The sequence below is a fragment of the Enterocloster aldenensis genome, from assembly GCF_003434055.1.
Classification (GTDB): domain Bacteria; phylum Bacillota; class Clostridia; order Lachnospirales; family Lachnospiraceae; genus Enterocloster; species Enterocloster aldenensis.
This window is the reverse complement of sequence record NZ_QVEX01000004.1, coordinates 1-24,607: the sequence shown is the minus strand read 5'-3', so window position 1 is coordinate 24,607 and position 24,607 is coordinate 1. Positions and strand designations below refer to the sequence as shown.

At 53.7% G+C, this 24,607-nt stretch carries 25 protein-coding genes; 2 read left to right on the top strand and 23 right to left on the bottom strand.

Features of this window, described 5'->3' with window-relative positions:
- The 6 genes from DWX59_RS10200 to DWX59_RS10175 form a co-directional block, all read right to left on the bottom strand.
- Entirely contained in the window at window positions 1-837 is an 837-nt protein-coding gene (locus tag DWX59_RS10200; protein WP_117558713.1) for a class I SAM-dependent methyltransferase, read from the bottom strand.
- Between the two features lie 317 nt (window positions 838-1,154).
- Window positions 1,155-2,258: a hypothetical protein gene (locus DWX59_RS10195; RefSeq protein WP_117558711.1), complete on the bottom strand. Its 1,104-nt coding sequence runs from the start codon at window positions 2,256-2,258 to the stop codon at window positions 1,155-1,157.
- Window positions 2,255-3,442: an ABC transporter permease gene (locus DWX59_RS10190; RefSeq protein ID WP_117559262.1), complete on the bottom strand. Its 1,188-nt coding sequence runs from the start codon at window positions 3,440-3,442 to the stop codon at window positions 2,255-2,257. Before DWX59_RS10190 ends, DWX59_RS10195 begins: the two co-directional genes overlap by 4 nt.
- A gap of 99 nt (window positions 3,443-3,541) precedes the next feature.
- Entirely contained in the window at window positions 3,542-5,575 is a 2,034-nt protein-coding gene (locus DWX59_RS10185; RefSeq protein WP_117558709.1) for a zinc ribbon domain-containing protein, read from the bottom strand.
- 56 nt (window positions 5,576-5,631) lie between these two features.
- Window positions 5,632-6,306, bottom strand: a complete 675-nt coding sequence (locus DWX59_RS10180; RefSeq protein WP_117558707.1) for an ABC transporter ATP-binding protein — start codon at window positions 6,304-6,306, stop codon at window positions 5,632-5,634.
- A gap of 115 nt (window positions 6,307-6,421) precedes the next feature.
- Window positions 6,422-7,330, bottom strand: coding sequence for a DMT family transporter (locus tag DWX59_RS10175; protein ID WP_117559260.1), 909 nt, complete (start codon window positions 7,328-7,330; stop codon window positions 6,422-6,424).
- 131 nt (window positions 7,331-7,461) lie between these two features.
- On the opposite strand from DWX59_RS10175, the gene DWX59_RS10170 reads away from it, so the two are divergent.
- Window positions 7,462-8,268, top strand: coding sequence for an N-acetylmuramoyl-L-alanine amidase family protein (locus DWX59_RS10170; RefSeq protein WP_117558705.1), 807 nt, complete (start codon window positions 7,462-7,464; stop codon window positions 8,266-8,268).
- A gap of 87 nt (window positions 8,269-8,355) precedes the next feature.
- Here the strand turns inward: DWX59_RS10170 and rplT are convergent, their stop codons facing one another.
- The 17 genes from rplT to DWX59_RS10080 all read right to left on the bottom strand — a co-directional run bounded on the left by rplT (window position 8,356) and on the right by DWX59_RS10080 (window position 23,767).
- The gene (gene rplT / locus DWX59_RS10165; RefSeq protein ID WP_007868471.1) at window positions 8,356-8,712 is read right to left on the bottom strand and encodes a 50S ribosomal protein L20; all 357 of its coding nucleotides are present in this window, start codon (window positions 8,710-8,712) and stop codon (window positions 8,356-8,358) included.
- A 27-nt stretch (window positions 8,713-8,739) separates the two neighbouring features.
- A complete protein-coding gene (gene rpmI / locus DWX59_RS10160) occupies window positions 8,740-8,937 on the bottom strand; it encodes a 50S ribosomal protein L35 (protein ID WP_002603682.1) in 198 nt (65 codons plus the stop codon).
- A 29-nt stretch (window positions 8,938-8,966) separates the two neighbouring features.
- The gene (gene infC, locus DWX59_RS10155) at window positions 8,967-9,461 is read right to left on the bottom strand and encodes a translation initiation factor IF-3 (protein WP_117558703.1); all 495 of its coding nucleotides are present in this window, start codon (window positions 9,459-9,461) and stop codon (window positions 8,967-8,969) included.
- 404 nt (window positions 9,462-9,865) lie between these two features.
- Window positions 9,866-10,180 carry a DUF1540 domain-containing protein gene (locus DWX59_RS10150; RefSeq protein ID WP_117558701.1) on the bottom strand — a complete coding sequence of 105 codons (315 nt, stop codon included), beginning with the start codon at window positions 10,178-10,180 and terminating at the stop codon, window positions 9,866-9,868.
- A 60-nt stretch (window positions 10,181-10,240) separates the two neighbouring features.
- Complete coding sequence (locus DWX59_RS10145; protein WP_117558699.1) at window positions 10,241-11,857, bottom strand: glycoside hydrolase family 113 protein; 1,617 nt, start codon at window positions 11,855-11,857, stop codon at window positions 10,241-10,243.
- On the bottom strand, window positions 11,854-13,227 hold the full coding sequence (locus DWX59_RS10140; RefSeq protein ID WP_117559258.1) for an MATE family efflux transporter: 1,374 nt from the start codon (window positions 13,225-13,227) through the stop codon (window positions 11,854-11,856). Before DWX59_RS10140 ends, DWX59_RS10145 begins: the two co-directional genes overlap by 4 nt.
- A gap of 50 nt (window positions 13,228-13,277) precedes the next feature.
- Window positions 13,278-13,868 carry a nucleotidyltransferase family protein gene (locus DWX59_RS10135; RefSeq protein ID WP_117559254.1) on the bottom strand — a complete coding sequence of 197 codons (591 nt, stop codon included), beginning with the start codon at window positions 13,866-13,868 and terminating at the stop codon, window positions 13,278-13,280.
- A 1-nt stretch (window position 13,869) separates the two neighbouring features.
- Window positions 13,870-14,688, bottom strand: coding sequence for a selenium cofactor biosynthesis protein YqeC (gene yqeC, locus DWX59_RS10130; RefSeq protein ID WP_117559256.1), 819 nt, complete (start codon window positions 14,686-14,688; stop codon window positions 13,870-13,872).
- A 445-nt stretch (window positions 14,689-15,133) separates the two neighbouring features.
- Window positions 15,134-16,165, bottom strand: coding sequence for an XdhC family protein (locus DWX59_RS10125; RefSeq protein ID WP_117558697.1), 1,032 nt, complete (start codon window positions 16,163-16,165; stop codon window positions 15,134-15,136).
- Entirely contained in the window at window positions 16,162-17,103 is a 942-nt protein-coding gene (locus DWX59_RS10120) for an NTP transferase domain-containing protein (protein WP_117558695.1), read from the bottom strand. The genes DWX59_RS10125 and DWX59_RS10120 overlap by 4 nt, the downstream gene beginning before the upstream one ends.
- A gap of 15 nt (window positions 17,104-17,118) precedes the next feature.
- Window positions 17,119-18,282: a sulfate/molybdate ABC transporter ATP-binding protein gene (locus tag DWX59_RS10115; RefSeq protein WP_117558693.1), complete on the bottom strand. Its 1,164-nt coding sequence runs from the start codon at window positions 18,280-18,282 to the stop codon at window positions 17,119-17,121.
- Between the two features lie 3 nt (window positions 18,283-18,285).
- Window positions 18,286-18,957 (bottom strand): molybdate ABC transporter permease subunit, encoded by a 672-nt coding sequence (gene modB, locus DWX59_RS10110; protein WP_117558691.1) that lies wholly within the window; start codon window positions 18,955-18,957, stop codon window positions 18,286-18,288.
- A 22-nt stretch (window positions 18,958-18,979) separates the two neighbouring features.
- Window positions 18,980-19,900, bottom strand: a complete 921-nt coding sequence (gene modA / locus DWX59_RS10105) for a molybdate ABC transporter substrate-binding protein (RefSeq protein WP_117558689.1) — start codon at window positions 19,898-19,900, stop codon at window positions 18,980-18,982.
- Between the two features lie 214 nt (window positions 19,901-20,114).
- Entirely contained in the window at window positions 20,115-21,089 is a 975-nt protein-coding gene (locus DWX59_RS10095) for an MOSC domain-containing protein (RefSeq protein WP_117559252.1), read from the bottom strand.
- Window positions 21,090-21,135: 46 nt separating this feature from the next.
- Entirely contained in the window at window positions 21,136-22,197 is a 1,062-nt protein-coding gene (moaA, locus tag DWX59_RS10090) for a GTP 3',8-cyclase MoaA (RefSeq protein WP_117559250.1), read from the bottom strand.
- Between the two features lie 17 nt (window positions 22,198-22,214).
- On the bottom strand, window positions 22,215-22,694 hold the full coding sequence (moaC, locus tag DWX59_RS10085) for a cyclic pyranopterin monophosphate synthase MoaC (protein WP_117558685.1): 480 nt from the start codon (window positions 22,692-22,694) through the stop codon (window positions 22,215-22,217).
- Between the two features lie 14 nt (window positions 22,695-22,708).
- The gene (locus tag DWX59_RS10080) at window positions 22,709-23,767 is read right to left on the bottom strand and encodes a molybdopterin-binding protein (RefSeq protein WP_117558683.1); all 1,059 of its coding nucleotides are present in this window, start codon (window positions 23,765-23,767) and stop codon (window positions 22,709-22,711) included.
- 151 nt (window positions 23,768-23,918) lie between these two features.
- On the opposite strand from DWX59_RS10080, the gene DWX59_RS10075 reads away from it, so the two are divergent.
- Complete coding sequence (locus DWX59_RS10075; protein WP_117558681.1) at window positions 23,919-24,512, top strand: hypothetical protein; 594 nt, start codon at window positions 23,919-23,921, stop codon at window positions 24,510-24,512.
- Window positions 24,513-24,607 lie beyond the last annotated feature (95 nt).

Below are 24,607 nucleotides of genomic sequence, written 5' to 3'. Positions count from 1 at the left end.
TTACAGTCCCTTCATTGCCAGGACGCAGATTGTATCATCTGTATCTTCACATCTTTTGCCGGCAACATTGCCGTAGAACTGAATCCGGCCAAATCCGGCCTTCCTCAGATCCTGTTCCAGCTCTTCAAATGTAAAGGTATGCTCCCAGATATTGTAATAGTCAGTCCCATCCTCTGTCCCAACCACATACTGGTTCAGGAATGTGTTATCCTCATCGTACCGCCAGAAGGAATGAAGCAGCAGGTAAGGCTTCTCATGCCAAAAACCATTTTCTTCCGCCTCCCAGTCCCTGGCCTCTTTCATCCCCTTGTATTTTACCGGCTTGAACACATCGAACAGCAATGCGCCATGGGGAAGCAGGGACTCGTAAATACGGGCCAGCAGCTTCACCCGCGTGTCCCGGGCCAGCACGCCAAAATCACAGTATATCAAGGTAATCAGGTCATAGCTGCCCCCAAGGCCGGAGGCCGTGTAATCCTTCCGGCAATATTCAATTGCCAGATTCTTCTGCCTGGCAGACTCACGGGCGAACCTGATGGAACGCTCCGATATATCCACGCCGGTTACCTCATACCCATTGCGGCAAAATAATTCAGCGTAGATTCCCGGCCCGCAGCCCAGGTCCAGAAGCCTTTTGTACCGGGCCGGCGGCAGTGTGCAGGCAATCCACCCCACGGATTCTTTTACAAACCCCATCTTCCGTGTTGCCGAATCAAAGCCTTCATCCAGATGCGCGGCCAGCATCTGCTTTGATATGTGGGGATCATCCCACATATTCCTGGGGGAGGGTTCATATAAAGCCGGTTTTTCTTTTAATATTTTTAATAAATCCTTCATGATATCTTATCCTTTCCATTTGGGTTACGGTAACCTATGGTAATTGTGGGAATTAAAAAAACTGTGGAAGAATTCCACAGTTAATATGGTTAATCGTATTAACGCGGAATTCTTGATAATCTTGCTGGCATGACAACAAAACCTGTAAATACAGGCGCTGTCCCTTATGCAGTTAGGATTATCTTGGTTTTCCACGTTCCACTTATGCTGCTGATTGTGCAGCATCAAGTGCGCCGGACAGAATCAACTCCTTTTCATTACCATTATAGTTACCGTAATCCTATTATACCGGCATTTACACAAAAACGCAATGATTATTATCGGAATCCCCTGAGGTAATACCAGGGCGGGAACATTTTCCCAATCTGGTCAAAGACATCCAGGTACCGTCCCGCATCAATGAACACAGGGCAGAACAGAAGGCTGCCGATGACAAAAAAGGGAATGACGCAGCACAGCACCTGGGGCCTGCGGCAGATGACCTTTAAAAGCCAGGAAACAGCCGTAACAGCCATACAGTACCCCGCCATGGCCACGATTTCCTTTACAGGGTCCGTAAGGCTTTTGCTGGCCCACAATGCCATCAGTCCGGATATGGCCGCCATGGCCACGGGCGCTGCCATGGACGCGATGCGGCAGGGCGTCCTGTAACCGTAGGAAAGGGGCAGGAACAGCCCCCTCTCCTCATCCCCGCACAACACCACGGCCCCGTAGAGGCTTGTCACGAACACATAGACAGCCACAATGCCCCTTACCGGAAATACGGTCTCCTGAGGCTCCGTACCAGCCAGGGCCGCGGCACCGTCCTGTCCCTGGAAGCTGTATTCAAACCGGAAGGTGCTTCCATTGCCAAGCCATTTGTCATAAAGCGCGCCGGCCTCCATGGCTGATTCTTCCCTGGCCTGGCTTCCCGGTGCTCCCAGGGAATCAAACAGGCTTTCCTTTGCCACGTATCCTGTCAGTAACTCCCGGTCATAGATTTCCATCAGCGCTGCAAACACAGTCTCGGTGGAAAGGGACGCGGTGACGGTGGAGGGGGCGGAATAGACAAGGATACTGCGTCTGTATTGGCCGGAATCCAGTTTTTCCCTGAGCCCCTGCGTTATCACATAACCGCATTCCGCCCGTCTGGAAGCCACCTCATCCTTTACCTGTTCCTCGTCCCTGCATTCATAGAAGCGGAACATACCCGCATCCTCGCCCAGCCTGCGCTCCACAAGGCTTTGCGCCAGCCTGGCGCCCAGTTCATTTTCATCGCCTCCCTGGACGCTGACCGCAATCTTAATCTCCGGATCCTTATGGCCCTGGCTCTTGTCCGCCGCCAGGATCCCAAGGGGAAGCAGAAGCAGGATGACCAGGAAGGAGGGCTTCCTCACATACCGTTTACAGGACAGAAGGAACCAAATCATCACCTTTTTCATCGTCTTCCCTCCTCCACCCACAGGCTGAGCAGAAAACAGACCGCCATAACAGCCGCCAGCCTGACAAATACGCCGGGATCCATGACAGACGTCACCGTCATCTTCATACCCTCCATAAAGATATAGGACGGCAGGAACGGGGCCGCTGCCCGGATGGATACCGGAAGGAACACCAGCGGAAGGAACCCGCCCGCCATGAAATGCATGGCCGTCACGGTCAGGAACAGCAGCATGACGCCTCCCATCAGGCTACCCGCAGCCTGATACAGGAACACAATCATGGAAGCAGCGGACAGGCATACGGCTGTTACCGCCAGCACGGTCCTAACCCCCCATGAAATGAAGCCCAGGCTTCCTGCCGCCGCTGCCGCCGGAAGGGCCACCGCTGCCAGAAGCAGGCCCAGGCCCAGTATCCTGACCCCCAGGACCGTCACATTGCCAATCCCAAGTATCTTAAGCTTCTGTTTCATCACAGGCCTGGCCGGCGACAGGTATGCCGATACGGGAATGGCGCACAGAAGCAGAAACAGAACGGCCGCACTGACGCCATAGAAATGCAGGGTATCCACATCCCCGGTGGCAGTTACCTTCATATTCCTGAAATAATCCATCCTTGGCAGGCTGTATCCCATGAAAATCCGGTTCAGGTCCGCTTCCAGGACAGGGATGGAGTCCGTCATGCCTTCCAGGACGCAGAGCTCATCCCCTGCATAGATTCCCGCCTGACTGGCCCCCAGCGTCTTGGCGCCGGCATCTGTCAGTTCCTTGAATATCCTGCTTTCCAGACCCGCGCCCCTGGGCAGTATGATCCGCACAGGCGTATTGGTTCCATTCATGATATCCTGCACAAATCCCTCAGGTACTTCCATCACAGCGTAAAGCTGCCCGTCTTTCAGTTTCCTTACGCCCTCTTCCTTGTCCATATATTCAAAATCACAGATACTTTTTACGCTTTCCAGGGAGCTGACCATGGCCACTGCCTTTTGTGCCACGGCATCACCCTCAGGAAGCACTACCCCAACGGTAATCCTTCCTGCCGCCTGATCCCCATACAACATCCTGCTTGCCAAAAAGGCAACCGTAACCGCTAATAGTAACAGCACGATTGCCCCTGCAATGATGTGGGGAAGCTTTTTACATGCTCGTTTTAACTCCAGCTTGAGATAAACCAGACGTGCAGACATATTTCCCCATTCCTTCTTTGTTATGATCCGGCCCCGGTCCATCTCCTGACGGAAATGAACCAAAGCCCCTGTTTTATTCCTGTCTGGCCGGTTTTATCATCAGCCCATGGGAGCGCCAAGCTGCCCTGACAGTCCGATGATGCCGAATACCATCTCCATAAGGACATTGTTCCAATCCTCCTCGGTGGCCGACAGCACATCCATGGTCTCGCCCTCAAGCGGTGTTACCCCGCTGCTTAACGGACGGCTGTAAAGCTCGCCGCTGAGCACCATGTTCATGGAATTATCCATGGCTGCAATCTCCAGGGCATCGATATCCATATGGTACGCCTTGCCCTTTTCCATCTGGTCCACAATACCGGCTGCAGACATCTTAAAGAGCTGGGAACCCTCGCCTCCAAGCTCCACTGCCGCATGGTAGCTGCCGTCATTGGAATCATAGGTGCCTGTGTACATGAAGTTATAAACCGATGCATCCGGCGCAGTCACATCCACCGACAGATCGCAGGTCAGCTTCTTGCCGTCATAAGTTCCCTGCTTTAACAGGTCAAGCTTAACCGTGTCATCTGCATCCTGCAGCGTTATGTTGCCCTTAACGTTCTGTGTCAGGTATGCCCCGCCTTCCAGTGTAAGGTTAAATGTCACTGCCACATATCCTTCTTCTTCTGCAACCTCCTCATCCACATACAGGTTCGTGGTTCCCTCTAAGGCCGCAAGGTTTCCGTCCTTATCAACATAAACCGTCATCTGAATATCGGTCAGGGTCTTGTCCAGATATGTAATCATCTCATCCACAGCGTCTTTTACTTCATCATACGCCTGTTCCTGCATCTGCTCGGCAGACATGGAACCCATGCCTGTCATGGCGCTGCCCATCAGTTCGCTCATCCTGACCGTGGCCTCCAGCTGTTTCAGGTAATCTGCCTTCAAGGTCTCATCCTGAAGGAAGAAATCAGAAGAGGTGCGCAGGAATTCAATCATGGAATCCTTGCTGATCAGCACATCATATCCCTGGCAGCTGACCTGAGCCCCATTCATGGTGTAGGTGCCTTTGTCAGCCTTCTCAACGGTCATGGCCGCCTTAAAATTCTCCTGAGCGCTGCTGCCTTCCCTGTAGCGGGTAAGCAGGGCTTCGATATCAAATGGGGCCTTGCCCTCTTCCTCAGCCTTCTCGGCCTCGTCAATCAGGTCTGTAAAGTATCCGGCCAGTCCATCTACATCCACGCCGTTCTCTGCCAGCAGCGGGCCTACTGTAGGTGAATTCTTAATGCGCTCCCCAAGTCCATCTCCAAGGTCAAGGGTAAACACCTTGCTGCTCAGTTCGGGAACCGCCATCATCAGGTTGTCATCACCGTAATAGGCGTCCAGGTTTGCCAGGTCCATCCCGTTATAAATCACACCCATATTAAAGGATGACCTGTCATTTGTCTTATCGCTTTTGCCCTCAAGGCGCAGCCCGCTTCCCGCAAACTGGTTTACCGTGGGGTCGGAACAGCTGTCCATCTTAAGGGTAAGCCCGCTTTCCATGTCAGCCTTCAGCGCTGCCTCTGAGAAATCCTTGAATCCAAACAGTTCCTCGGACGGGAACACCTGGTCCTCGGTATAAACCTTCTCAAATGCATCGATTACCACCTGCTTGGGGTCTTTTGCATTCATCTTCACATATGCCACTGCCGCAACGGCAATCACTGCCAATGCAGCGATGACCGCGAACAGGATCTTCATGAACTTCTTGTTTGGCTCCGGTTCGCCTGCTGCCGGTACCGACATGGGGCCAGCCGCCTTTGGCTCTTCTTCCTTGACAGCGGCGCCTGCCTCTTCTGCCTGCTGCCCTGCCTCTGCCGCGGGCTCTGCCTCTGCCTGCTGCCCTGCATCTGTCACTGACGGCTGCCCTGCTGTTTTATCAGCCTCCGCCGCTCCATCAGCTGCCGCCTCAGTCTGTCCTTCTGCCGCTGTCCCTGCGTCATCCTGTCCGGCTCCGGACGCCTCATCTGTCCCGGCGTCCTTTGCAGGCTCTGTCCCTGCGCTGGTCCATGCCTGGGAATCCTGGCCTTCATCTTCCATAGAAGCGCCGCACTTGGTACAGAACTTTACGTCCTCCCCGTACTCAGCTCCACATTTCCTGCATTTCATTCTTATTTTCCTCCCTTGCATCAGGTCCATGCCAAAGGGCATGTTCCCTCGTATTTCTATCGAAACTGGCGGATCAGCTCTTCTGCTGACGAACCATTAACGATTTTTGTCAATCGGCATTGCTTCAGCGCGTACATGTCCGTGCACATGGCCAGTTCCGCCAGTTCATGGGATGTCAGCACCACGGCTCCGCCCCCTGCCATATACTCCTGCAGGTAATTCCGTATCAGTTCCTTGCACTCCAGATCCAGGGCAGCCCCCGGCTCGTCCATGATCAGCACAGGCGCGTGATTGGACAGGGCACATGCAATGCTGACACGCTTCTTCATGCCGCCGGAAAGCCTGCCGGCCGTGCGGTCCAGCATCTTATCCACGCCCAGCATGGCGGCTGCGCCGCTCCTTAGGTCTTCTTCCATCCCGGTCCTGCTTCCCCTGTACCACAGCAGCAGGTTGTCCCTTACCGTCAGTTCCTCCATCAGCGGATTCTCCTGGGGGACATAGGCTGCTTCTTCCGCAAACACGCGGGGATGCCCCACGGCCTGCCTGCCGTTAAACAGGATGCTTCCCTTGTCAGCTTTCAGCGCTCCTGCAATAATAGACAAAAGAGTGGTTTTCCCGCAGCCGTTATATCCCACAATCCCCACACACTCCCCCGGCCTGACCGTAAGTTCCACCCCGTCAAGGATGTTCTGTCTGTGATAGGATTTGCATATACCCGATAATTCCAGCATTGTCTTAAACCACTCCTGATAATTGTTAAATTTGTAACTTCATAAATCAGTGTATCATAGATCGGGGCTTAATGCAAAATAATAATTATTACGCATTTCTTAACGGAATCCTAACCTACGCCTCCCCGCCGGCCGCCAAGCTGTTGCCGATCATGCCTGCCACGATCACGGCAATCCCGGCCAGTCCCACTGCGTCCGGCACCCTGTCATGCAGCAGGAAAATGCCTCCAAGCAATGTAAAGACCACCTCCCCGCACTGGGTTGCCTCAATCACGGCCAGGTGTCCCGGATTATGCTTCACCATATCGGTTGCCTTAAAGAACAGGACCGTGGCAATGACGCCGGAGAACAAGGCCACGCAGACAGACTGAAGGACCTGGCCCCTTTCCGGCATTCCTGTGCGCACTGCGGCAAACACGGACAGCAGCAGCCAGAATGGCATGCTGCAGATTGTCATACCATACACCCTCCCAATGGTTGTCATGGAAGCCGGGCAGAGCTCCATCATCTTCCGGTTTCCCAGGGGATAGGAAAATGCGGCCGCCAGTATGGGAGCCAGGGTAAGGAACACCGTCCTCCCGTCCGTCTGCTCCATGTGCGGCACCTGCATGAGGAATATCCCCGCCAGGATGAACATGGACCAGGCCAGGTTTTTAAACGGGATTTTTTTTCCAAAAAGCGGGGTCAGGACCACCCCGGCCACAATGGTCAGCTGCCAGGTAGCAGCGGCCAGCCAGGACTCACCGAACACGGAGCCAAAGGTAAGCGGGGCGTAAAACAGCCCGAACCCGACCGTGCTCCACAAAAACCAGCTTCCCGGCCTGCGTCTGATTTCCCCAAGCACTTCTGCCGCCGCCCCCTTTTCCCTGGCAAGCATAAGCACCATCATGGGCAGGGTGAACAGGTACCGCAGGCAGGCAGACCACAGCCAGTATCCCCCGGCCAGGTTCATGCTCCGGTTCAATATAAATGTAAAAGCAAAGAAAAACGACGCCAGTATTCCGTAAAATAAGGCTTTCTTCATATTTATCCCCTTCCATCCGTAATCATTTGATTCCCTTCCATACCTATGATATGGCGCATATGATAAGTACAGGTTGTATTTCCCCATTCCCCTTCATATAATGGATATCATAAACAAGAAGGAGGAGTAAAATGAGGATACGCAGATGCATCACTGCCCTGGCAGGCGCCATTGCCCTTTCCGTCCTGGCAGCCATGCCTTCCCTTGCAGCAGGATGGCAGCTTGACAGTACCGGCTACTGGTATGAAAGGGAAGACAGGTCCTATCCGGCGGACACTTGGGAACAGATTGGCGGGACATGGTATCTGTTTGACCAGGACGGCTACATGCTCACAGGATGGCAGCAGAGGGAGGGGGTCTGGTACTATCTCGGCACAGACGGAGCCATGGTATCAAATACCGCCATGACCATTGACAATGTCTCCTACACCTTTGACAGCAGCGGCGCCATGGCTGCCCAGACCGCGGGGCCTCCTTTGATGGGCCGCTTTGCAGGTCCCACCTTTATCAATGAATGGTCCAATATCCGCCTTACCGTGCCCCAGGGATTTATTAATTATGATTCCTCTGCCCTGTCACAGTCCCAAGGCCCGGACACGTTCCTGGACATGCTGTCCATGAAAAATGAAAACTGCGCCGTGATGCTTCTCTACACCTCCAACAAAGAGGGGGATGCCGCGGACCAGGCCATGGCTTTCCTGAACATGTTCCAGGGCGGCTCCCACACATTGGATGAGGGCGGCAGGATTGAAGCAGTCCAGGCAGGCAGCCTTGAGTTCCTGCGCTTTTACTTTCCTCCCACCCAGTCCAATCCCCTGTCCGGTTACCTGTATGTACGGAACATAGGGGAGTATTACGCCGTCCTTGCCGCTGTCTCAGACCCGGCCGGTGAACCGGATATCCAGGCCGTCCTGTCCACCTTATCACAGGCCCGGTAACAAACAAAGGTGCTGCAGCCCTCCACGCGGTTACCCGCCATCGGTTTACAGCACCTTTAATGATTACAGATTCAATTATGCAGATAATTAAGCAATCTTGGATTTAGCCAGCTCAGCTAACTTTGCAAATCCCTCAGCGTCATTGATAGCCATATCGGACAGGACCTTACGGTTTAAATCCACCTCAGCTAACTTTAAGCCGTACATGAACTTGCTGTAGGACAGGCCATTGATACGTGCTGCAGCGTTGATACGTGCAATCCAGAGCTGTCTGAACTGTCTCTTCCTCTCTTTCCTGCCAGCGTAGGAGCTGGTCAGTGCGCGCATAACGGACTGTTTTGCTACTCTATACTGTTTGGAACGGGCACCTCTGTAGCCCTTTGCCATCTTTAAGACTCTATTGTGTTTCTTCTTTGCATTTAAACCGCCTTTAACTCTTGCCATCGGTATTTCCTCCTTCTACAATTCAACTTACAGATATGGTAAAATCTTCTTCATTACCTTTGCGTTGGTTGCATCGGTAACGATATCTTTTCTAAGATTCCTTTTTCTCTTTGTGGACTTCTTAGTTAAGATATGGGATTTGTAAGCTTTATTGCGGACTAACTTACCGGTTCCTGTCTTTTTAAAGCGCTTTGCTGCTGCTCTGCTGGTTTTTAACTTTGGCATTATTAATTTCCTCCTTAAAACTTTCTATTTTAACGTTTTGCAGTTAAAAACATTACCATGCTTCTTCCTTCTACCTTAGAGGGCTTATCGATTACTGCAATGTCCTTAAGACTCTCAGCGAAATCATCCAGGATGTATTTGGATTTGTACATATGGGCCATCTCACGTCCGCGGAAACGGAGTGTGACTTTCACTTTATCACCCTTCTCTAAAAACTTCCTGGCAGCTCCCACCTTTGTATTCAGGTCGTTGGTGTCAATATTGGGGGACAAACGAACTTCCTTTATCTCGATTACCTTCTGTTTCTTCCTGGCTTCCTTCTCTTTGCGTGCCAGCTCATAACGGTACTTACCGTAGTCGATAATCTTACATACCGGCGGCTTTGCGGTAGGCGCAATCTTTACCAGGTCAAGCTCAGCCTCCTGAGCCATCCTAAGTGCGTCCTTTGCCTGGACTATGCCTAACTGCTCTCCGTCTTCGCCAATCAGTCTTACTTCCTTGTCTCTGATTTGTTCGTTAATCATTAATTCGCTAATGGTCGTACACCTCCATAAATAATAAGTCATAATGTTCAGGAATCAGCACGCCCCGTTCTTGTCTCCAGGGCAAAAAATAAAGCGGACAGTCAGACCATCCACTCTTAACACACATAAAATCATCTGCTGACCCATCTCCCATGGAAATGCTACAGCACATCACTTCATCTATGAACCCAGGTCACTTGCTCGTGCCAGGGTGAGGCGGATACCTGCTTTCCTGTCAGTCGTTCTCACAACTTATATTACTTTACTACACTGCGCAAGATTTGTCAACGTCTTTTTATAAAACAGAACGTCACATGGGCGATTTTATTTCTAAAGAAGAAAATTGAGGCCGCCACACCGTATCCTTCCGGTATGGCGGCCTCAAACCACAGCCAAGGCCTGTCTTATTTTGCCTTAAATGTATTGCACCTGGTCTCCGTGCATTCACAGGCCCCGTCCCCGCTGATGTCAATGCGCTCAGCAGTGCAGCGGTGCTCCTCATTGTAAATGCATTTGACGGCATCGCAGGCAATATCCAGCCTGGTCTCAGGAGTCTTAAACAGGTTGGTGAACCTTCCGCCCTTGTTCTCGTCAAAGCTTGCACAGCATGTCTGCTCAGAATCCACTGCCTTGTTCCCATCCACGGCAATGGCTGCCTTGCAGCAGCAGTTATCTGCATTGTGCACACAGTTTTTAACGCTACATTCCAGCTTAGTCATGATCATTTCCTCCTTCTCATGGTTTAAACGTCTACCGATGACAAGGATAGTATGCGCTGATTATAAGTTTTGATTCATAAGACGCAGCGCTTCAATGCAGCCTCCCTCGGAACCGTCCATGTGGTACAGTTCGCCCTGGGTGGTGAATGTAAATACCTGGACATCATCCACATAGGCGGTATCTCCGCTGGCACGGATGGAGAAATCCTTGGCGCTGCAATTTTCAAAAACAAGTTCAACCGTGCCCGGGCCCTTTACCTCCACGGTCTTCGTGCGTCCGGACGCGCTGACGGACAGCTGGCTGACGCCCTCGCTTTCTGCCAGGAACCTTACATGGGTGTCTTTTCCCGTGGTACCTGTCATACGGTTCCCAATATCCTGGAAGATACCTGCGCCGCCCGGGATCTTGGCCTGCCTGGTCTTTCCTCGCCTGACCACACTGCTGCCGCCTGAAAACCTCCAGCCTTCCTGTCCCAGCCCGAACTGGGCATTATACAGTTTATTATCGCCGTAATCCCGGTATGTCCATATGCCGTATCCCATGGTCATGCTTTTTAGGACAGGGGCCGCCTTTTCCAGGAATAAGGCCTTCTGGTCATCCATCAGCTGGGCATTGTGCTCATACCCCACCGTGTTGTCCGTAAAAAGGAACTGGTCTATATATACCGGCTTTCCGCCGCCGTACACGTGAAGCCGGTTCATGAACACGGGAAGCTTCTCCAGGACCTCATCAGCCGTAACCCTCTCATGTTCATTGAGGAACCCCATGGGCACGCTGTACATGGTGCTTGTATAGGCCGCATTCCCGCTTGGGAAGGTGGAGGAATGCATGAATCCCTCCAGCGACCCGTCCGCATGTTCCACAGAATCCACATCCAGCCGTACCTCCATGGAAAGGCCGGGGAATGCTTCCTGGCTTTCAGCTAACAGTCCATTGAGGAAATCATCATAAAATTCGAAGAATACCTTCCTGGCATAGGAGTCCTTTCCCGGAAAATACAGGTCGTCATAGGAATCCAGGGAATGCCCGTACATTTCCTCCAGCTCCTCAAGGGTATAGTGTTCCCCGGCATATTCCGTGTAACCGCACTGCCTGGCCATTTTCCTTGCGCTGGCTTTGTTTCCCAGGCCCGCGCTGGTGTCCGTAAAGTTCCAGAAATCCTCCCATGTAATGAAGCCCCCGCAGAAATTTCCATGGGACGAGGCCCGCCCATACAGACGGCCCACATATTCCATCCAGGCGTCCCGGATATCACCGTCATACATAAGCCCGCGGTAGCGGGAAAGCACATCGTCCCTTCCATAATAATCCCAGGTATATCCCACCCGCAGCATGACGCTTAGTCCCTGGTCCGCTGCCGCTTCCATGACGCGGTCCAGCTTGTCCCAGGCATAGCTGTTATAGGTGCAGGGCGATGTGCCTGGCTGGAACTCCCTCCAGGGCACCACAAGAATGATGTTGTTAAACCCGTCTTCTGCAATCTGAGCCAGTTCCTCATCCATGCGGCTGCTTTCACTGTTCCAGAAATTGATGACCCAGTCATCGGAATAATAGGTTGCGGACTTGAGATATCCAGCCTTACCGGATGCATGGTCCTCTGCCCTGGCAAATCCCGTGGTAAACAGAAAAGCCGCCGCCCCAAGGGCTGCCGTTATCCTAAGTACATGTTTCTTCATTGGTCCGTCTTCTCCTTTGCCCCGCGTTTTAGTTCCGGCCACACCGTTAACATCATGGTCCCGAAACAGGCTGTGCCGCCGATAAAATTGGAGATTGGCTCTGCCATTAATATTCCCGTGGTACCCAGATTGAATACGGCCGGCAGTATCAGGATCAGCGGAATGACAATGATGACCTTGCGGAAAATGGAAAAGAACACTGCATTTTTCGACTTTCCAAGCCCCACGAACACGGCCTGGCCCGCAAACTGGAGGGACATCATGAAAAACCCGAAGAAATATACCCGCATGGCCGGAACGCCTGCCTCCACCAGTTCCCCTTCCCTGTTAAAGATGCGGATGAAGAATTCCGGACATTCATGCACAAAGAGCCATACAACCACCGTGTATGCAATGCTGACCGCGGACATGAATACAATGGACTTCCTGACCCGGTTGTATTCCCTTGCCCCGTAATTAAATCCCATCACCGGCTGGGCGCTGTTGGTAAGTCCGTTGACCGGCATGGAAATGACCTCCCGCACCGAGTTGATGACCGTCATGATCCCCACATACAGGTCGCCGCCGAACTTCTGGAGCATCACATTATACATGATCTGCACTGAGCTGTTGGTGATGGACATGGTAAAGCCCGACATGCCCAGGCCCACAATGCGCAGGACGCGGGCGCCTTCCAGCTTCATGGCGGACGGGCGCAGCCGAAGGATTGTCTTTTTCCCGGTGAGGAATGCGATGATCCACGCAGCGGACAGGAACTGGGACAGGATGGTTGCCAGGGCAGCTCCCCTGACGCCCATGTGGAACACAAAAATAAATATGGGGTCCAGTATGATGTTGCTCACAGCGCCCAGAAGCACGGTCATCATGCCCACTGTCCCGAATCCCTGGGAGTTGATGAAACTGTTCATGCCCAGACCGGTCATCACAAAGATATTGCCCATAAGGTAGATGGTTATGTAAGCGTCCGCGTAACCAATAGTTGCGTCGCTGGCCCCGAACAGATACAGCATGGGGCGTCTGAACATCAGTCCCGTGACCGTGAGGAGGATTCCCACTGCGACCATCATCACAAAGGCATTGCCCATAATGGACTCTGCCTCTGATGTATTGCCGCGTCCGCGTTCAATGGAACACAGCGGTGCGCCTCCCATGCCGAACAGGTTTGCAAACGCAATGACAATGGATATGATGGGAAGGCACAGCCCCAGGCCGGTCAGTGACAAGGTGGCATGTTCCGGAATCATGCCGATGTATATCCGGTCCACAATATTATACAGCACGTTAATCAGCTGGGCCAGGGTCATGGGCAGGGCCAGCTTCAGGATATTCTTTATGACGCTGCCCTTTGAAAAATCATTGGTTTCCCTCATACAATCCCCCTTTCCCCCAGGCATGGCCTGCAGGCGGTCCCGCAGTCCGTTCATTGCCCCAGGTCTTCCTGCAGATCGATGTCTTTTAATTCCTCTGCCGGCACCTCCATGGTCCACACGTCCCCGGGATGCGCCTTCATGATCACGCTTCCGCCCCGGTCTCCCCAAAGCGCCAGCAGTTCCTGCCTGTATCTGCCGGAAAATGCCGCGGGATTCCCTTTCCTGTCCCCGCTTTTCACACAGCCAATCCCATATCCGCACCCTGCAAACCCGCGGACAAAGGAAGCCACCGTAGTGCCCTTCATATAGGGCTGGTCCGCCACAAAAAACAGAAGGATGTCCGTGTCCTCCCCCGCGGCTTTCGTGCCCAGGCGCAGGGAAGCCGTAATCCCCTGGCTGCTGAAACCGTTATATACGGCCTCAAGTCCCAGTTCCTTCCCATCCTCCAGTATGTCCCGGTACTGGCTGACCAGTATCAGGCCCACGTCAAATCCATCTTTTTCCTTCAGTTCCCCGGCCGCCGCCAGCAGGCATTCCAGCCCATGGCGGTACAGCGGCCTGCCGTCCAGCCGGGCATACAGTTTATTAGATCCGAACCTTCTGCCATATCCGGATGCCATATAGATAAACGATATCTTCATATTAAAATAGTCCGGCGGATTCTTCCCCCAGCAGCCGGCCTGCTGCAATCCCGCCATCCTCCTTCATCTCATCCAAAAGCCCGGCTGCCGCCAGCCCCAGTTCCCTGGTGTCGGCCTGGTTCCATACAGGGAGGACCTCTGTGCGCGGATATTTGGCCCGGAGCGGCTCCAGATACCCATAACGCATCAGGCAGCCCATATCCTCCAGGGTAATCCGCCACGGTCCGCCTTCCCCTCCATTGTAATCCTTACGCCCATGGGCCTCCATGATACGCTGCGCTGCATCCAGACGGAAGCACTTTTCCGCCGCCAGGCTGCCTGCGGCTGAAAGGCCGCTGACACAGAGGATTAAATCCGTATTGTCCGGTATGATCGGCTCGTTGCCCCTCGGCACCTTAAGAGGCAGCCGCTTGGCCCCGTCCGCCTCCACCAGGACCAGGTCGGCCAGGGGACATAATGAGCCGTAGGCCCCATCCCCCATGTAGGAGATTTTCCCTGCCCCGTTGGTCTGTCCGGCCACAACAGCGTGTTCCCGGTCAAGCATTTCCTTCACGTCCTGTCCGCTGCCGGAAAAAACGCCCAGGCGCAGCGGCACGGCCATGTGGGTGGTGGTGGTCACAAAGACCTTAAGGCCTTGTTCCATCCCCTCCCATGCAAGACGGCGGATCAGGGATGTTTTACCGCCTCCGCCTGTTAAGGAAATCACATACGGCCCGCTTCCCCTCCGGGCCCTCCGCTCCATCCGCCCGTCAAGGGCCAGCGCGCGAAAAAGCCTGTCTGACCGGTTCCAGCTGCCTTTGTCCTTATAGTAAGCATCCATGCCCATCCACCATCCTCTGCATCATTCCAACACGTCCTGTTTCCCGTACAGATTATCTTAACATAAATTACAATTTAAGGAAAGCCATAAACGCACAAAAACAGCCGGGAACCAACGGCCTTGCCCTGTGTTCCTGACTGTTTTTCCTATCATTTGGTCAATTGCTTCCCATTTTATTTGCGGATGTTATCCCTGATGACGCCATACAGATCCACACTGAGGATGCCGTATGCAAGTATGATTGCGATTACTGCCATCTGCGTTCCCTTCTTTCAAAGTATTCTGCTTATCATTTGGATACCCTGATTATAGCCCGGAATCCGCAGCCGCACAATCCGCAATATAGATGATCTTTCAGGCCGTACATCCTTTGTTTTTGTTTATAAATACAAATTCTTTTAGGTTGCCTAAAAATTTTTGTATTTTATTTAACGAAGTCTTATCCTTACTTCCTGCGTCCCATCCTGGCAGCCCGCTCACAGATCAGCTCGCCTGCAATGCTGATTGCTATCTCTGCCGGTGTCTCTGCCCGGATATCCGTCCCGATGGGCATGTGGCAGGCTTCTATCTCTTCCCTTGTAAAACCGTCCGCCAGCAGTTTATCCGTTACCACCCTGATTTTATTCCTGCTTCCCATGATGCCGATGTAGCCCGGCTTCATGGTCAGGGCCTGGCGCTGTACATAATAGTCAAACTGATGTCCCCTGGTCATGACGCACACATAATCACAGGGCCTGATGTCAATATAGCTGCCAATCCCTTCCAGGTTCCCCACAATGGTTGCTGCTGCCTGGGGGAATACTTCCCTGTTGGCAAATTCCTCCCTGTCATCCATGACCACGCACCGGAACCCCACATGGGACAGGACAGGCACCAGTTCCTGGGCCACATGTCCGCCGCCAAAGATATAGACCGTCCCTGCCTGGACCAGGGGTTCAATGTAGTATTTACGTCCCCCAACCTCCTGTTGAAGGGTCCTGCTTGTAAAAATCGGTTCCTGCAGCGCCTGTCCCGGCATATCCATGCCCAGAAGGCCTGTGCTTTTGCTGTAAAGCCCCATCTGCCAGCAGGTCTCGTCCGATATGTCAAGGAGCAGCCAGCTGTCCTCATCCCTGCCAAGCGCTTCCCTCACCTTTGTGCATAAGCCTGCAAAGTCCCCGTCATCCGGGCGGATATACTGAAAGTAAACCACCACGTTGCCGCCGCACACCATGCCGATATCAGCCACCTGGTTCCGGTTCAGGGTAAATCCCTTGGTATAGGAAGCTTTATGTTCCATGGCCTCCATGGCCGTGAGTATGGCCTGGTATTCCACTGCGCCGCCGCCCACGGTCCCTTTGATGGAGCCGTCCTGCCTCACCAGCATGCGTGAACCGGTGCCCCTGGGCGTGGAGCCGGAGCTGGCTATGATTGTGACCAGCACGGCCTCCTCCCCTTTTGCCAATACATTGGATAACTCTTCAAATAATGCCTTCATAGACCTGTCTGATCCTCCATGGAAAAATATTTTTGATATAGTTTCTGCGCATCCTCCCTCAGTTCCTTCTCCATCCCCAGGAAACGGATCAGGAAATCCTTAGCCTTCGGGGTCAGCAGGGACGAACCGCCCTCTGCCCCGCCTGACTGGGTAATCAGCAGGGGGTATCCAAGCTGTTTTTCCGCTGCCTTTAAGATCTTCCATCCCTTGGTGTAGGACATGTGCATCTGCCTGCAGGCAGTCTGCATGGACCCCGTATGGTCAATCAATGATAAAAACTGTGCCACGGACGGACCGAAGAACCCTTCATCCCGCTCCAGCGTCAGCTGGATCTGCGGGAAAATGTCCAGCCGCTCATTGTCAAGATTACTCTGGGCACGGTCCTCATCCGTTTCCACTGCCAGGATGATTCCCTGGTCCTCCACCTCAACCTCCCACGCGCACCGGTCCACATCCACCTGCCTGAGGGCGCCGCGGAGCCCTTTTTCCCCCTTGTAATTCAGCAGTTTACCGATGATATTGCTGGAAACCAGCACCGGATGTCCCCTTCTCCCCTCAAATACAGGGCAGACCACCTGGGCATCCATATCCATCATCCGCTTTATGGTTTCCGGAAGGAACATGGGGAACTTGGCAGGCAGGATAAATACCCGGTCGCACAGGTCCTCAATGTAGTTTAGGCCCAGACAGATGCTGTTATACATCTGGGTATTCCCATAATTCTGATTGCGCAGGCAGATGACGCGAAGGCCTGCTATGTGCTTCTCCACCTCATCCCCCTGTTTCCCCGTAACCACCACCACCGGGTCAATCCCGGACCGCTTAAGGGTAATGATGATCCTTCTGATGACCGTACTGTCCCCGATGGGAAGCATGGGCGAAAAACTGCTTACAGAACTCTTGTGTCCTGCCGCAACAACCACAGCGCCTGTCCTCATATCCAACTTCTCCTTTTATCCATTTAACTCGCCTGTAAGCAGCAGCAAAGCCGATGGCTCCACCCGCAGCCACCCTGGTACAAGCCCGGCGGTGTTGTGGGTATGGATATCCTTTTCCTTTTTCCACCACAGGCCGTTGGACAGTGTAATATACCACTCAAAGGGCATCTCGGAAATATTGGGCGATTCCACCTGAATCAGGTTGGCGTTTTCCCTGCCTTTCCACTGCCCTGCTTCCCCATCGGACAGGGGTTCGAAATCATGTGCCCTGATTCCAACCGCTGTGATGGAACCGTCCACATCCCGGTCCGTTGAGAGCTCCAGCCCGCCCCAGTCCAACGCCTTGATGCGCCGCGCGCCCAGACGTTCTATCCTGGAAATGTTCTTGCAGCCCGTGAGCCTGGCGGCCTGGCACGTGACCGGGCACTGGAATATGTCCCTGGTCTTCCCGCCAGCCAGCACCCTTCCCCTGTCTAAAAGAAGAAGGCTGTCACAGAGCTGGTACGCCTCATCCCTGTCATGGGTCACCAAGATGCTGACCCCGTCGTAATCCTTAAGGACACCGGCCAGTTCCAGCCTCAGCCCTTCCCTGAGATAGGTATCCATGGCTGAAAACGGTTCGTCCAGCAAAAGCACCTCAGGCTCATATGCAAGGATGCGGGCCAGGGCCACCCTCTGCTGCTGTCCTCCCGACAGCTGTGCGGGATAGCGTTTTTCCAGCCCTTCCAGCCTGAACCTTGAGAGCATTTCCCTGACTTTCCCATCCTTCTCCTTCTGTGTCAGGGGCCGGCGTTTCCCGGACACTGCCTTCCTGCCGCCCCTGCTGTTCAAACCGGTAAGTATGTTCTGTTCCACTGTCATGTTGGGAAACAGGGCGTAATTCTGGAACAGGTAACCTACCCTGCGCACCTGGGGCCGTTCATTGACCTTTAGGGATGAATCGTAAAGCACCCTTCCCCCTGCCGCTTCCTCCTTGGCATACTGAACCGCTATCCTGCCGGAATCCGGCCTTACGATGCCTGCAATGGATTTAAGGGTCATGCTTTTGCCGCAGCCCGAGGGCCCCAGTATTCCCAGGCATCCCTTTCCCGTCTCAAATCCAATGTCCAGGCTGAATTCCTTCAGCTTCTTTTTTATATCCACTCCCAAACAAAGCTCATGCCCTGCATCTGCAATCATATCCTAACCCCTCCTGCTTCCGGTCCGAAGGGCCGTCCAGTTCATAAGAAAAACCGAAATAAACGCAATCACCACAATGATGGCCACATAACCGTATGCCTTATCCATGTTCCCGGCAGCCACCTCGGAATAAACCGCCATGGGCAGGGTCCTTGTCCTGCCCGCAATGTTGCCTGCTATCATGGCCGTGGCGCCAAACTCCCCAAGGCCCCTTGCAAAGGCCAGGACGCCTCCGCTGACAACCCCCGGCACTGCATTGGCAATCAATACCTTCCAGAAAATACACCACTCGCTCATCCCCAGGGTCCTGGCCGCCGCCACCAGGTTCTGGTCCACCTGTTCAAATGCGCCCCTGGCCGACCGGTACATCAGCGGGAAGGACATGACCACGGCCGCAATCACGGTGGCTGCCCAGGAAAATGCAATCTTGATGCTGAAATAGTCAATAAAAAACTGCCCCACCGGGCGTTTGACCCCAAATATATAGAGAAGGAAAAATCCGGCCACTGTAGGCGGAAGCACCAGCGGAAGTGTCAGCACACCGTCCCAGAACAGCCTCCACCCCTCATTTTTAAGACTTACCACTGCCCAGGCAGCAAAAATCCCAAGAAAAAACGTAATTATAATTGACAGGCCGGCTGTCTTCATCGATATCAGTATGGGTGACCAATCCATGTATGCATCCCCTCTCCCATTATCATTCTCCCTTTGTAAATCCGTAGGACTCAAACACCTTCATGGCTTCGTCTGTTTTCAGGAATTCAACAAAATTCCCGGCCGCCTCCGCATTGGCAGTGTCCTTCACAACAGCAACCGGGTAGATTACCTTCTTGGCCAGGCTGCCCTCCGGGGCCTCTGCAACAACCTTGACCTGGTCTGCCATGCTGGCTGCATCCGTTGCATACACGATGCCCGCGTCCGCGCTGGCTGCCGCCACCTGGTTCAGTACCTCTGTCACGTTCGTGCCAAAACTTACCTTATCCTGAATTTTATCCCAAATCCCCAGACTCGTCAATGCTTCTTCTGAATACTGCCCCACCGGGACACTGGCCGGATCCCCCAGTGCAATGCTCTCAGCTTTTTCAATATCCTCAAACCTGGTAAAGCCCGAATCGCTGTCAGAGGGCACGATCAGCACAATCTTGTTCTCCAGCAGGTTGGTGATGGTGTCAGAGACAATCAGCCCTTCCCCGTCAAGGGCGGTCATCTGCTTGGGTGCTGCCGACATGAACACATCCGCTTCCAGGCCCTCCTCGATCTGTGTCTGCAGCTTGCCTGAACTGTCATAGGTTCCCTTAACCGTAACGCCAGGGTACTTGTCCTGGAACATGGGAATCAGTTCCTCCTCATAGGCGTTCTTAAGGCTGGCAGCTGCCGCCACTAGGATCTCGGTCTCCTGGCCCATAGCCGCCTCCGCCTTGGCATCTGCCCCTGTCTGCGCCCCGGCCCCGGTTTTGGTTTCTGCCTTGGTTTCAGTTTCTGCCCTGGCTTCAGCTTCTGCCGCAGCCGCTGTCCCGGAGGACGCTGCTGTGGTTGCCGCTTCCTTGGATGTCCCGCATCCTGCCAGTACGGCTGCCGCCATCATGGCCGTTATGATCATGGTAATGTGTTTTTTCATAATATGCCTCTCCTTTTAATATAAAATAATAAATTGTAAACGGACAATGTCCATTCGTTATACTTGCTCAAATATATCGAATCCCGGGCAAAAGCCCACCCATGACAGGTGGGCCTGCCGGTCATATCTGTTTCATGCTGTAAACGGACGTTGGGACTGCCGGTCTGCGCCGCGTCTGCCAATCCTGTCTGTTGTCCGCCCCGTAACCCCACATTCAGGGTCTGGCGCACTCGGACGCGCTTCCGCGCAGTATCTTTATCCCATGCTCCAGGGAGTCCAGGATGAATCCAAGGCTTTCCTTCACCGCCTTGGGACTTCCAGGAAGGTTTACAATCAGGGTCTTCTTGCGGATTACGGACGCGCCCCTGCTTAACATGGCCCTGTCCGTAACCTGAAGGGATCTGTAACGGATTGCCTCCGCAATCCCGGGGGCGTTCCGGTCAGCCACCGCCATGGTTGCCTCCGGTGTCTGGTCCCTCAGGGAGAACCCGGTCCCGCCGCTGGTAAGGATTAAATCCACCTGCCTGCCGTCAGCCAGGCGCATCAGCTGGGTCTTTAACAGGGCCGGTTCATCGGCTATGAGAAGGGTTTCCACCACCTCATAACCTGCCTGCTCCAGCATTTCCTTTGCCACAGGTCCGCTTTCGTCCTTTCTTTCGCCCCTGGCCCCTTTGTCACTGAGGGTTATGACCGCGGCTGTTAAGGGACGGTTCTCATCAGGCAGTTTCACGCACATCTCATCACCAGGGCGGATGATGCCTTCCTTCAGCACCTTGGCAAACACTCCCTCCCTTGGCATGATGCATTCACCCATGCGTTTGTAAATGGCACAATGGCTGTGGCATTCCTTCCCGATCTGGGTCATCACAAGCTCCACGGTCCCCGCGTACAGCTTTGTGCCCACTGGCAGGGAACGGAAGTCCAGGCCTTCCACCACCAGGTTCTCCCCAAAGGCCCCGTCTCCCACATCAGCCCCTTTCTCGTTAAACGCCTTGACCTTGTCATAGGAAAGCAGGCTGACCTGGCGGTGCCAGTTTCCGCCATGGGCATCCCCCTCAATCCCAAAATCCACCAGGAAATGGCCTTCTTCAATGGCCCTTTTTTCAATTCCCCTGACATCGCTGATGCAGATGGCCTTCACAACCCCTGTGGGAAGCACGCCTTCCCCACTTTTACCCTGCCGGTCCATCTGCAGGCCTTCCTTTTTCTCTGTCACGTCTCCCATAACCCTTTTATTATCCTCCAATCGCAATCATATTGTGTGATTCCGTTATCATACCCGGCCGTTCAAAACAGTGGGCCGCAGGCTTGTGCTCAATGGCCTTTTCCATGGCAGCAGCCAGACGGGCCTGAAGCTTCTCCTCTCCCGGACATTCCCTCAGGGGCCAATGGTAGTGGCCGCCGCCCTCAGGCGCCTTTAAGCCTTCCCTCAGGATTGCCCTCAGGTCCACGCCGTCCTCATAACACAGGCAGGTCTTTAAAAAGCCCTGTGAGGTCAGGCGTACGCGGTTGCATTCATCACAGAATTTCCCGTGGATGGCGCTTATGAGCCCAACGCTTCCAAGGGCGCCTGGTATCCGGTAATACACAGCCGGTCCATAACCGTGCTCCGTATGGTCCTTAGCAAGCCCCGGGTATTCCCTGTGCATCTCCTCCAGCAGTTCCTTGTGGTTGATGGTCTTAAACTGCTTTCCGTATCCGATGGGCATCATTTCAATGAAACGCACATCCACCGGATAGCGGCCGGTCAGTTCCACCAGCTCCTTCCACCAGCTGCCCCCTGGGCCGCTGCAGCCTTCCCCGTCCATGGAACTAAAATCAATGGAAACCGCATTGATCTTAACCCTTACCGGGAGGCCCGGTGACCGCTCTATGGTCTTCATCACGCAGGCCAGCCTGTCAAAGCCTGTAATCTTCTCATACATGCATGGGTCCAGGGTGTCCAGGCTGATGTTAATCCCGTCAATCCCCGCCTCCAGGAGCGGTTCCAGATACCGGTCCAGCAGGACGCCGTTGGTAGTGATGGTCACCTTCTCGATGCCAGGTATGGACTTTAACAGCTTCACCAGCTGGCAGCAGTCCCTGCGCACCAGGGGTTCCCCCCCAGTCACCTTGATCCGGCTGATGCCAAGACCGGCGGCGCAGATGGCAATGGCCTCAATCTCCTCCAGGGACAGGATCTCCCAGCGGGCCAGGCTTTCCACCCCGTCCGGCATGCAGTACTTACACCGCAGGTTGCACCGGTCCGTGATGGATATCCTCATATAGTCAATATTCCTTCCAAATGAATCTTTCATAGTAAAATGCTCCAGTATCATTTCCTGGGGTTGTGAAACTCCCCGCTCTTGCCTCCGGATTTGTGTTCCAGATAAATATTGCCAAGTTCCATGGTCTTGTCCACTGCCTTGCACATGTCATAGATGGTCAGGAGCGCAACCGTGACACCGGTCAGCGCCTCCATCTCCACTCCTGTCCTGCCAGTGGTCCTGGCCGTGCAGGCTGCCTGGATTTCATTTGTTTCTTCTATGACGGTAAAATCAATGCTCAGCTTTGTCAGGTTCAGGATATGGCATAACGGGATCAGGTCGGAGGTGCGTTTTGCCCCCATGATGCCTGCTACCCTGGCTACCCCAAGCACGTCCCCCTTGGCCATGGTACCTTCCGTCACTTTTTTCAGGCATTCACTGCTCATGAAAATGCTGCCCTTGGCCACTGCTTCCCTCTTGGTGTCCGCCTTATCCCCCACATCCACCATCAGGGCATTGCCCTGTTCATCAAAATGTGTAAATTCCATCTCTGCCGCTCCTCCTACATTCCTTTTCCAAATCCGCAGTTGGGGAAGGTACAGACAGGACAGTTCAGGCAGAGACCGCCCTGTCCAAGGGCTGCCAGGTCCTGAGGTGTCACTGCATCGTCCGCCATGATCCGCGGCAGGACCAGGTCAAATATGGTGCGCTTTGCATACATCACACAGCCAGGAAGCCCCATGATGGCAGCGGTGCGCCTTTCATCCCCGTCCGCCACGTCAAGGTATGCCAGAAGGAACATGGCGCCAGGAAGCACCGGCGCCCCGTATGAAACCACCCTGGCCCCTGTGTTGCGGATGGCAAGGGGAGTCTTGTCATCCGGGTCAACGCTCATGCCGCCGGTACAGATCACCACGTCGGCTCCCTTTTTAACCATGTCCAGGATACTGGCCGTTACCTTGGCATCATCATCATCCCAGGTCACGTGGTCAATGACCTCCGTGTCAAACTCACTGATTTTCTCTTTGATGACAGGCGTAAAGGTATCCTTGATCCGCCCATGGAACACTTCATTGCCCGTGGTGACAATGCCTACTTTTTTATGTACAAAGGGCTTCAGTTCCAGGATCGGCCTTCCCTTGGATGCCCGGAAGGCCGCCTCCTTTGCAGCTGCCATCTTCTCTTCCTCAATCACCAGCGGGATAATCCTGGTGCCTGCCAGCTTGTCCCCCTTCTTTACCGGGAAGTTGCCGTGGCGGGTGGCAATCATCATCTGCCCGAAACCATTAACCGCCTTAAGCCCGTCATTGTCCACCTTTAAAAGGCCGTCGCAGGAAGCAGTCAGTTCAATCTTCCCTTCCTTTGCCTGGGAGCGTTCCATATGTCCGCCCCTGCACATGGCGCAGAGTATTTCTGCCGCATCATTCTCATGGAGCATCCCCTCTTCCTTCTCCCACACATAGAGCTGGTCCTTGCCAACGCTTAAAAGAACAGGGATGTCCTCCTTTGTCACCACATGTCCCTTGCGGAACACCGCGTCCTTGGTAACGCCTTTGATGATCTGCGTGATATCGTGACACAGTACGGTTCCCTCTGCGTCCACTGTCTTAATCAGTTTCATTTTTCCTTAACCTCCACCCGTTATTTATTTACAAAAATAACGCTGTTAACAGGATATCACTTTTCAACATTTTTGTAAACACTTTTGCGGACAATAATCCCATGAATTTAAATTTTGGGATTCAATAACTGGTAGAAAAGCCTGGCCATACATGCTATCCATCACGGTCCGCCGGACCCTGACGCTGCTGAACCAGCTAGGCGCCGTTCAATCCATAAACGGGGTTGGCAGCAAGATTTTAAGCACGGAGGACAGTTTAAAAAACTACGACATGACCCGGCCCATGATAAGAAAACGGCTGCTGGACTTCGTGCAAAGCCTTCAGATCTTTGCCATGACATGCAGGGCCTGTGTTAAAAGCATCAAGGCCCAGGCCATCGGCCTATGGAAAGACCGTCTGGCGTACATCAGGGAAAACTTCCGGTATGAGTCAGTGGTATTTGCCTCCCTTGAAATCATCCCGTTATGCTCTCCGAACCAGGTCATACAGGAAATCTATAATCAACTGCCCTCACTTCTGCTTTGGGGATATCCTCTGCGCAGCATGCATGGCTCCAGGGAGGAGATTAACGCATTCTATCTCCCGCACATCAACCTCCTGTCGGAAAGCCTGGAGCGCGGTGATTGGGATGGTTTGGCCGCAGAACTGGAGGACCTGCTGTTTTATGAGCTCCGGTTTTCAGCTGCCAGGCTGGGGGAACTGGGCATAAAAGAGGCATCCGGCCTTGTGATTTCCCAATCATGACCGGAAGACCAACCGGCCGCAAAGTCAGAATTAAAGCATGGTTATCTCATCATGAGTCGCCGCCACCCGTAAAACGGGTGGCTCGGTGAACGGGT